Annotated in this window: 10 protein-coding genes; 3 read left to right on the top strand and 7 right to left on the bottom strand. The window is 48.8% G+C overall.

Annotated elements, in window-relative coordinates; translation table 11 throughout:
- Window positions 1-325 precede the first annotated feature (325 nt).
- The 5 genes from FDW94_RS01090 to FDW94_RS01065 all read right to left on the bottom strand — a co-directional run bounded on the left by FDW94_RS01090 (window position 326) and on the right by FDW94_RS01065 (window position 3,773).
- A complete protein-coding gene (locus tag FDW94_RS01090; protein WP_137376994.1) occupies window positions 326-673 on the bottom strand; it encodes a hypothetical protein in 348 nt (115 codons plus the stop codon).
- A 32-nt stretch (window positions 674-705) separates the two neighbouring features.
- Window positions 706-1,641 carry a DUF1281 domain-containing protein gene (locus FDW94_RS01085; protein ID WP_137376993.1) on the bottom strand — a complete coding sequence of 312 codons (936 nt, stop codon included), beginning with the start codon at window positions 1,639-1,641 and terminating at the stop codon, window positions 706-708.
- Window positions 1,642-2,108: 467 nt separating this feature from the next.
- Window positions 2,109-2,438 carry a hypothetical protein gene (locus FDW94_RS01075; protein ID WP_137376991.1) on the bottom strand — a complete coding sequence of 110 codons (330 nt, stop codon included), beginning with the start codon at window positions 2,436-2,438 and terminating at the stop codon, window positions 2,109-2,111.
- 1 nt (window position 2,439) lies between these two features.
- Window positions 2,440-2,814 (bottom strand): plasmid partitioning/stability family protein, encoded by a 375-nt coding sequence (locus tag FDW94_RS01070; protein WP_137376990.1) that lies wholly within the window; start codon window positions 2,812-2,814, stop codon window positions 2,440-2,442.
- 5 nt (window positions 2,815-2,819) lie between these two features.
- The gene (locus tag FDW94_RS01065) at window positions 2,820-3,773 is read right to left on the bottom strand and encodes a plasmid segregation protein ParM (RefSeq protein WP_049271123.1); all 954 of its coding nucleotides are present in this window, start codon (window positions 3,771-3,773) and stop codon (window positions 2,820-2,822) included.
- 292 nt (window positions 3,774-4,065) lie between these two features.
- On the opposite strand from FDW94_RS01065, the gene umuD reads away from it, so the two are divergent.
- The 3 genes from umuD to repE all read left to right on the top strand — a co-directional run bounded on the left by umuD (window position 4,066) and on the right by repE (window position 6,960).
- Window positions 4,066-4,488, top strand: coding sequence for a translesion error-prone DNA polymerase V autoproteolytic subunit (gene umuD / locus FDW94_RS01060; RefSeq protein WP_137376989.1), 423 nt, complete (start codon window positions 4,066-4,068; stop codon window positions 4,486-4,488).
- Window positions 4,488-5,762, top strand: coding sequence for a Y-family DNA polymerase (locus FDW94_RS01055; protein WP_137376988.1), 1,275 nt, complete (start codon window positions 4,488-4,490; stop codon window positions 5,760-5,762). Before umuD ends, FDW94_RS01055 begins: the two co-directional genes overlap by 1 nt.
- Window positions 5,763-6,207: 445 nt before the next feature.
- Complete coding sequence (gene repE / locus FDW94_RS01050) at window positions 6,208-6,960, top strand: replication initiation protein RepE (protein WP_049271132.1); 753 nt, start codon at window positions 6,208-6,210, stop codon at window positions 6,958-6,960.
- Window positions 6,961-7,489: 529 nt separating this feature from the next.
- Here repE and FDW94_RS01045 read toward each other — a convergent pair.
- Both FDW94_RS01045 and FDW94_RS01040 read right to left on the bottom strand, forming a co-directional pair.
- Complete coding sequence (locus tag FDW94_RS01045; RefSeq protein WP_049271135.1) at window positions 7,490-7,717, bottom strand: hypothetical protein; 228 nt, start codon at window positions 7,715-7,717, stop codon at window positions 7,490-7,492.
- A gap of 41 nt (window positions 7,718-7,758) precedes the next feature.
- Window positions 7,759-8,385, bottom strand: a complete 627-nt coding sequence (locus FDW94_RS01040; protein WP_064503390.1) for a ParA family protein — start codon at window positions 8,383-8,385, stop codon at window positions 7,759-7,761.
- Window positions 8,386-8,585: the final 200 nt, after the last annotated feature.

Raw genomic sequence — 8,585 nt, 5'->3', positions numbered from 1 at the left:
CCGTTCCCTGCTGCCCGGAGCCTGTACGCCGCGACCGGTAACGGGTCAAGCTGACCGTGGAATACCGCAGCCGTCAGTTTTTTCGACGGCAAGGATATGCCGCGAAAGCGGCTTGAAGGGCGATCCTTAAAATGCGAGTGGATGGCGTAAAATCACAACGACGCCGGACAGGAGCGGAAAAACCGCCCGTCCCGTGTCCGTCCGGGCGCGGCACACTGGCTCCGGGCAGTGGATATCCCCGCGCCACGCGCGGCATGGATGCGGAGCAGCGCGACATCATTATTCCTGCCTGAAGTACCGGGCAGTCGCCCTGCCCGGTCTTGTGTCAGCGGGTGATATCCCGCCAGTCATTCCCCCACTCGTCGCGCAGTACCGGCGCATCCAGCGCGCCGGTCACTGTCCACGCATCGAGGAACTTCAGGCCACGCAGGATACTGGTTTCCACGTCATCGAGCAGAACGATACTGTTAAACCAGACCACACCGCCGGGATACTCCCACCGATGTCGGTCATCCTCACGTTTAAGCGATGGCCACCAGGAGCTCCCCATTTCCAGAACGCCCGCTTCGGCCTGTTCCAGGTCAGTCGCGGAAACCAGGTAATACACCATCATTTCAGTGCCATCGACCTCAACACTTAACCCCACAAGCCAGGTATTCAGATACGTTTCCATGTCAGTCCGGGCGGTTTCCCGCCCGCCTCCGGTCAGCCGCCAAAGTGCGCCACGTTGTTAATAATCCACTCCGGGCCGGTTACATCCGGGAAACTGCCCTCATCGTCCGGGTCAGCCTCGCCCCACTCCAGCTCGTCCGTGATGTAAACGTCTGTTTCGCCGCTGACGTACCGGGCATAACCGCAGTAATTACAGCCCTGCTCCGCAAACCAGTGCTCCACCTCCCCGCCATACCGCTGACTGAGTGCAGCCACAACGTCTTCGCCGACCGGACTCCAGGGGGTGTCAAAGTCCACCGTCAGCGTGTTCTCTCCGGCGAAACAGATGTTCGCCTCATAACCCACAGGCCACTTGCAACCGTACCGGGTCAGGTAGTGGTCATATGACGACGGGACACCCGTCAGCAGGCCACCGTTGAAGGCGTTCACCTCAATATCCAGGCGTGTCGGCAGCACATCACGGAAATCCATCGGTTCGGCAGCAGGCGTGATGCTCTCCCCGTCACACAGACTGTCCCACCACGCCTCCACCGGCGCAGGCCGGAAACTGTCCCCCCAGTCGAAAGATTTTTGCTGGTACAGCTGACGCATGACCTGCTGTTCCGGCTCACTGAGGATCGCCCAGCGGGAATGGCAGATGAGGCTCTCCTGCCAGCACTGGTGCAGTTTGTGGCAGGTTTCGATATCCAGCTCTGCTCCGGCCATAAACATCGCCAGCCAGTCGCTGTATGCCTGCCCTGACGGCCGGTTGTCTGCGGCCGCACCGTAAGAAACCAGTTGTGGGTATGGCGGGTAACATTGCTCAGTCAGGGGACGCAGTATCCCGGCACAGCCCGCCAGAAACAGCTGTATCCCCTCTTTTCTGGCGCGACGATGCAGAGACAACCCGCCTCCGGCAGCCCACATTTTGAGGGAGTCATTGTTTTGAATACTGCTGAACATCAGCCTGTTACAACACCAGTTCGGCATGGGAAGCTCCTTATGCAGTCAGCGTGGGCAGGAGGCATCACCGCGATACCGTTCCCTGCCGCACGCTGCCTGTTCGTCGCGTCCGGTAACGGGTCAACGCCGACCGTGGAATAACGAGCCGACTGTCCCCATCGTCGGCGAGTTTATGCCGCGAAAGCGGCTTGAAGGGCGTTCCTCATCATGGCGAGGGCATGGCGTAAAATCACAACGACGCCGGGCCGGAGCGGAAAAGCCGCCCGTCCCGTGTCCGGCCGGACGCGGCACACTGGCAGCGGGTGGCAGACTTATTCGGGTCTGAAGCACATCAGTGAGAGGAAGGAAGGCCGGTGTGATGAAACGAGCCCTGTCCACAGTTCAGGGAGGAAAAGTCTGTGGATAAGCTGGACACAGCACGCTGTATTACAGGTACAGTGCCCACATGTGATAGTTGTGTTTTTTTTGAACAAAACGATAGTGAGGAATACTGACTATTCTGTCAGCCCAAGCTTTTTCATGTATTTAATGACAGACTCAGGCCGCCGCTGGTATTCACTGGCAAACTTCCCGACATCGAAACTATCAGAACCAGCCAGTTCAATAAGGCGCTGTATTTCAGCTTCCTCCCAAGGACTACCATGTCTTGGATAGGCCTGCTTATAACCAGCACCGGGCGAAGATATCTTTATGAGCCGGGACTGAATTTCAGACAGCGTCTGATGCTCAATATCCTCAATAAGACCAAGCTCCTGTATCTCCCGGGCAGCCTTCAGGAACTGGCGGATAAGCTTTCCATGTTCTCTGGCATCAAGCACTGGCATTTTAGAATAACCCTTTTGCATTACTGCGGGTTTCATCATCAGCACTGGGGGTTTGAGAGGAGGAATTAATATCAGCGCGTTCAACTGGTACGTTTTCCTTTATCTTGCCCTGTAAAAGAGCTTCAACTTCACGTGGGTAAACTGCTTTAAGCAACTGCATCAGATCGTCAAACGATGTATTCCTGTTCAGTAACTCACTGAACAGGAATGGCAGACGCTCATCCTGCTTTCCAAAAGCAAAACCTGTAAGCAGCGCGGCGCGCCATAAACGTCCCCTTTCCCCCTGGGGTGTTTCATCTGTTTTCTGGCAGACAAAACGGTCCGCTTCGTTGGTTTCAGGATTCAGGTAAAACGTGATTTTGCGTCGCGTATCCATTGTTTTTATCCAATAAGGTACATGCCGTTAACGAGATCAAACTGAGATGAACGGGTTTTATAGAAGCGTTCTTCCCTGACACCACAGTGTTTCTTCACATGATCGGCGATCAATTCAGCACCTCCGCCGATGACCATCACATGAGAGTATCCCTCAAAGCGGCTTATGGCTTCAATAACCCTGTTAACAAGGCGGTGGTGAGCGTTCTCTATCGCTTCACGAACCAGTTCAATTCGTGATGTGTCATTGATACGCGATGAGAGATAAGAAGTGTCATTACGATGAATAATAATATCGTCCGCCAGGTAGCTACTCCCTTTGGTTCTGGCCACGGACAGTGCCTCTTTAACTGCACCAGTGATCAACGATACCCCGAGAGATGAATCACCATAAATACGTGAAATCCCGCGCATTTTTCCCATAACCTGAGAAATATCAAGCGTGGTTCCCCCCAAATCAACAATCAGGAGTGAATCCAGTTCGTTGAGATTTTTTACAACCTCAAAACCTGCAGGGATGGACTCGGGCATAACCTCAACATGCTTAATGGTGAAAGTCTTACCACCATTTAGTTCGACCGGCCGCAACAGATTCGCTTTTTTTCGTTCGATGTTGGTCTTATTGGGCTGGTTATTTTTATCGTAATACTCAGATAAAGGCAGGCTCACTACCACATCGACTTCACAAGGTTCGATCCCGCTGTTAAGCAACGCATGGTGAACAGCAACAACATTCACATCGCTGTATTGCCAGGCGACGTTCGTGGTAACCACAGCATCAGGGCTGATAGGATCAAAAGAGTATTGCTCACCATTCAACATATAGTTAAACGCCTGTTGTCCACCAAACGCAACGGCCCATTCACGCTTAAAGCTGTTAGGGCTGATTGACTGCCTGACCTCGTCATCCTTCCACTGGAGTTTGATATTAGTTGATCCGTCATCGATATAAATTTTCATTGTATGTCACCTGGGTATTTGAACTACGTTTCAGAGAACTAAAAGAGAAGTATTTGAGAACTATTTTAGAATTATACATAAACAACAGCTCCATTCAATAAAAATACGAGCACTCAATGAGATAAATTGGAGAACAATTAAGGAGAATTAAGGGGTGTCGTGTATGACATTGAGTAAAAGAATTTTTATCGCGAATACAACATGATGGGGCATACAGGTGCACAGACACTTGCGAAAATGAAAAAAACATAAATAATACTGTATAAATAAACAGGCATTAAAGAGGTATGTCGTGTTAATTTTTCTTGTTCCAGACCCTGAGCCGACGAGCTCTACCGCACCACTATTCACCGAACGTTGTCCGGCGGGGTTTCCGTCGCCGGCTGCGGACTACACCGAAGATGAACTGGACCTGAACACTTACTGTATCCGGCGTCCGGCCTCGACTTTCTTTGTCCGTGCTATCGGGGATTCAATGAAAGAGCTGGGCCTGCATTCCGGGGACCTTATGATTGTCGACAAATCTGAAAAGCCACTGCAGGGTGACATTGTCATCGCGGAAACTGATGGCGAGTTTACGGTTAAACGCCTGCAGCTGACGCCCCGTGTTGCTCTGTTGCCGATGAACCCGGCTTTTCCAACCCTTTACCCGGAAGAACTGCAGATATTCGGCGTAGTGACGGCTTTCATACACAAAACCCGGGGAACAGAGTGATGTTTGCACTCGCTGATGTGAACTCCTTTTATGCCAGCTGTGAGAAAGTTTTCCGTCCTGACCTGCGAAATAAACCCGTTGTGGTTCTCTCAAATAACGATGGCTGCGTAATTGCGAGAAGCCCTGAAGCGAAGCGGCTGGGCATCAAAATGGGGTTACCGTGGTTTCAGCTGAAGTCGGTGAAATTTCCGGAACCGGTCATCGCGTTCTCCAGTAATTACGCTCTCTATGCCTCAATGTCGAACAGAGTCATGGTTCATCTGGAAGCACTGGCGCCACGCGTTGAGCAGTACTCCATTGACGAGATGTTTTTGGATATTCGCGGTATAGACAGCTGCATCGATTTCGAGGATTTCGGCCGGCAGCTGCGTGAGCACGTTCGTTCCGGCACGGGGCTGACCATCGGCGTCGGAATGGGGTCCACGAAAACGCTGGCAAAGTCCGCACAATGGGCTTCCAAGGAGTGGTCACAGTTTGGCGGCGTACTGGCGTTAACGCCGGGCAATCCCCGCCGTACAGAAAAACTGCTGTCGCTGCAGCCGGTGGAGGAAATCTGGGGCGTTGGCCGTAGGATTTCAAAGAAATTGAGTGCAATGGGGATCACCACGGCACTGCAGCTGGCCCGCGCGAATCCGACTTTTATCCGGAAAAACTTCAACGTGGTTCTGGAGAGAACAGTCCGGGAACTGAACGGAGAGCCCTGCATCTCGCTGGAAGAAGCTCCTCCGCCAAAACAGCAGATAGTCTGCAGCCGGAGCTTTGGTGAACGTGTCACGACTTATGAAGCTATGAGGCAGTCAATCTGCCAGCATGCAGAGCGGGCGGCTGAGAAACTGCGCGGAGAGAGACAGTTCTGTCGCCACATCGCTGTGTTTGTGAAAACCTCCCCCTTTGCCGTTAACGAACCGTATTACGGGAATCTGGCCAGTGAGAAGCTGAATACTCCCACGCAGGATACCCGCGATATTATTGCCGCAGCCATCAGGGCACTGGACCGGATTTGGGTGGATGGTCATCGTTATGCAAAGTCAGGCTGTATGCTCAACGATTTCTCACCAACAGGGGTTTCACAGCTGAATTTGTTTGATGAAGTGCAGCCGCGTGTACAGAGCGAGCAGCTTATGAAAGTCATGGATGGCATAAACCATTCAGGACTCGGGAAAGTATGGTTTGCTGGGCGTGGGATTGCGCCTGAGTGGCAAATGAAGCGTGACATGCTTTCCCCCGCGTATACTACTCGCTGGAAAGAAATACCAGTTGCGAGGATTGGATAAACAGCTCTTAGAAAGAAGGCAGTGCTCGCCGCAGCCGAGCGACCGGGCATCGCCCGCGAGTGAGCGAGGAAGCACCAGGGAAAGATACCCGTATGTTCTGCTTACGCCCAATATCTAACAAATGGCCCTCTTCTTTGAACACATATCCACTTATCCACTGTCTTATTTTTATAAGATCTTTTTAGATCTCTTTTTAGATTTACCTTTTTAGACACCCTCTGAGCCCTTATATAGCGTGGGTTTCAGAGGATCCTTTGTGACAATTTGCCCTTTCATTGTGACAAATCACCCTCAAATACCCTATTGAACTGTGACTATCTGCCCTTAACCCTGTGACAAATTGCCCTCTGTGAATCATTTGAATCACAAACTTATCCCTACCTGTTGACTCTTTTTGATTAAATGTGACAATCTTAAAATCTGTCACATTTTCAATGGAACGGTCATGACGGAAGTTGCGGTAATAAACCATAAAAAGCGCAAAAATAGCCCTCGTATAGTTCAGTCGAATGAGCTAACCGAAGCAGCTTATAGCCTCTCTCGTGATCAGAAGCGGATGCTGTATTTATTTGTCGATCAGATCCGTAAATCAGATGGCTCGCTTCAGGAGCATGACGGTATCTGTGAAATTCAGGTAGCTCATTATGCTGCAACATTTGGCTTAACTTCTGCTGAAGCCAGCAAAGATATACGTCAGGCGCTTAAAGGTTTTGCTGGTAAAGAAGTCATATTTTACCGACCTGAAGAGGATGCTAACGGTGAAAAAGGGCTAGAGTCCTTCCCCTGGTTCATTAAACGTGCGCACAGCCCTTCCCGCGGCCTGTACAGCGTTCATATAAACCCTTATTTGATCCCATTTTTTATCGGCTTACAGAACAGATTTACTCAATTCAGACTGAGCGAAACAAAGGAGATTACTAATCCCTATGCTATGCGCCTGTATGAATCACTCTGTCAGTACAGAAAACCCGATGGCTCAGGCTGTGTGTCGCTTAAAGTAGACTGGATAATGGAACGGTATCAGTTACCACAAAGTTATCAACGAATGCCTGATTTTCGACGCCGTTTCCTTCAGGCAAGTGTTGATGAAATCAATAGCAGAACGCCGATGCGGCTGAGTTATATAGAGAAAAAGAAAGGGCGACAGACAACTCATATTGTATTTTCTTTCAGTGACATAGTAGCTAACTCCCTTTAAATCATGAGGGCAGATAGTCACACTTTAGAGGGTAGAATGTCACACTTTCTCAGTGCAAATTGTCTCAGATAAGGGAAGGAATCAGGGCGATTTGTCACATTTGGATAGATTTCAGACTTCTGGAGCCAGTGAAATCAAGCCAGAATTCCTAAGTTTTCCTCAAGGCAGATTGTCACTCTTAACTTAGGGCAAGTTGTCACCCTTCTTTCAGGGCTATTTGTCACATTTAATTCAGGGCATTTTGTCACAGAAGCAATGTTAAACTCCAAAAGCGAGTTCTTTCTGGCTACCCTGAAGATGAGTGCAATTTGTCACACTTTGCTTCCTGCGAAGCCTAAAATGCACCATTGGAATCAAATTAGGGGCATGTCTTATTAGCTAAAGAAAAGAGGGATCTGAGTTTTGCTGATAGCGCCAGTTTCGGTCCTGGCGCTATCCATCAGCCAGTAAGATCTACAACAATTGATACCTGGCTGCAGAAGTTAATCTGTGAATTCGATTATCATTCTTTAATGAAATCATGTTTTCATTATTTCATTTTATTGCGATACATCTCATACCCTGCCATTATCATTTCAGTCATCGATATCCCTTGCTCTGCTGCATAAGCTTTCATTTCTTTGTGCTTAGACACCGGTACTTTTATCTGGATGGGTTTCACAGATGATTCAGGTACTGCACTTCTTCCTGTTACATCAAGAGTTGGCTCATCATCTTTTGGTGGATCGATTTTGATACTATTTTTGGGGCCTTTCATTGAAAACCTCACACATAAAATGAAATGATGAAATCATGCTATCATGAATTAATTATATCATGAACTTCTTCAATCATTTGCTTAGCTATCTCGTTTAGAGATTTGAATGACGTTTCATGCAATGCGCGACCTGCATCCAAGGCTTCACCATAGCTTGTCTTGAAAGGTATAACCGTATTCAACACTTTATAACCCCACGCTTTGACTGTTTCCTGTGCTTTTTCGCCCTGAGCAGGAGACGGAGATTTAGCAACAGCGAATACGATTTTGCTCTTATCAATCCCTTTTTTTATCAATTCGCGGGCTAATTCAAGTGAAGGTTCCAGATCATCGATTGTCGTTCCTGTCGAGATAATTACCAGGTCTGATTCGTCTGCTACGTCGAGTGATGTAGTCTCTGCAGCTGGTCGGCCGTCAATAATAAGTAGATGGCAGCTGTCCTTCATTTTGACTGCTGTATCAACCCGGCGGTAAAGGGCGCAGTCAATTTGACTCAGTCCACTCTTTTCTCTTCGCTCAGTCCATTTGAATGACGTCTGCTGTTTTACATCCATATCAGCCAAATGAGTCTTCCATCCAGCCTCAGTAAAACCGACTGCCAGTGTTCTGGACTCGGTACTTTTTGAACCACCACCCTTTTGGCCAATTACAGAGATAACTTTCCCCATGATATCATCCTTTCATTAAATCATGATTTCATTATGTGTGTGTTGCATTGAGAACACTATGACACAGGTTGGCATTATATAACAATGTGAAATCATGATTTAATGAAATCAGTAAAACATGAAGTGGTTAACTATGTGAAATTGCTCACGATAACTAGTCATTAAATAATGATTTAATGATTTAATGATTTAATGATTTA

It is taken from the genome of Citrobacter sp. wls757 (assembly GCF_005280935.1).
GTDB lineage: Bacteria > Pseudomonadota > Gammaproteobacteria > Enterobacterales > Enterobacteriaceae > Citrobacter > Citrobacter portucalensis.
This window is presented reverse-complemented; position numbering and strand designations above follow the sequence as displayed.

Bases quoted from the DNA above. Each gene is read 5' to 3' on its own strand.
- FDW94_RS01090 (WP_137376994.1), bottom strand. From the start codon at position 673: ATGGAAACGTATCTGAATACCTGGCTTGTGGGGTTAAGTGTTGAGGTC.
- FDW94_RS01085 (WP_137376993.1), bottom strand. From the start codon at position 1,641: ATGCCGAACTGGTGTTGTAACAGGCTGATGTTCAGCAGTATTCAAAAC.
- FDW94_RS01075 (WP_137376991.1), bottom strand. From the start codon at position 2,438: ATGCCAGTGCTTGATGCCAGAGAACATGGAAAGCTTATCCGCCAGTTC.
- FDW94_RS01070 (WP_137376990.1), bottom strand. From the start codon at position 2,814: ATGGATACGCGACGCAAAATCACGTTTTACCTGAATCCTGAAACCAAC.
- FDW94_RS01065 (WP_049271123.1), bottom strand. From the start codon at position 3,773: ATGAAAATTTATATCGATGACGGATCAACTAATATCAAACTCCAGTGG.
- FDW94_RS01055 (WP_137376988.1), top strand. From the start codon at position 4,488: ATGTTTGCACTCGCTGATGTGAACTCCTTTTATGCCAGCTGTGAGAAA.
- repE (WP_049271132.1), top strand. From the start codon at position 6,208: ATGACGGAAGTTGCGGTAATAAACCATAAAAAGCGCAAAAATAGCCCT.
- FDW94_RS01045 (WP_049271135.1), bottom strand. From the start codon at position 7,717: ATGAAAGGCCCCAAAAATAGTATCAAAATCGATCCACCAAAAGATGAT.
- FDW94_RS01040 (WP_064503390.1), bottom strand. From the start codon at position 8,385: ATGGGGAAAGTTATCTCTGTAATTGGCCAAAAGGGTGGTGGTTCAAAA.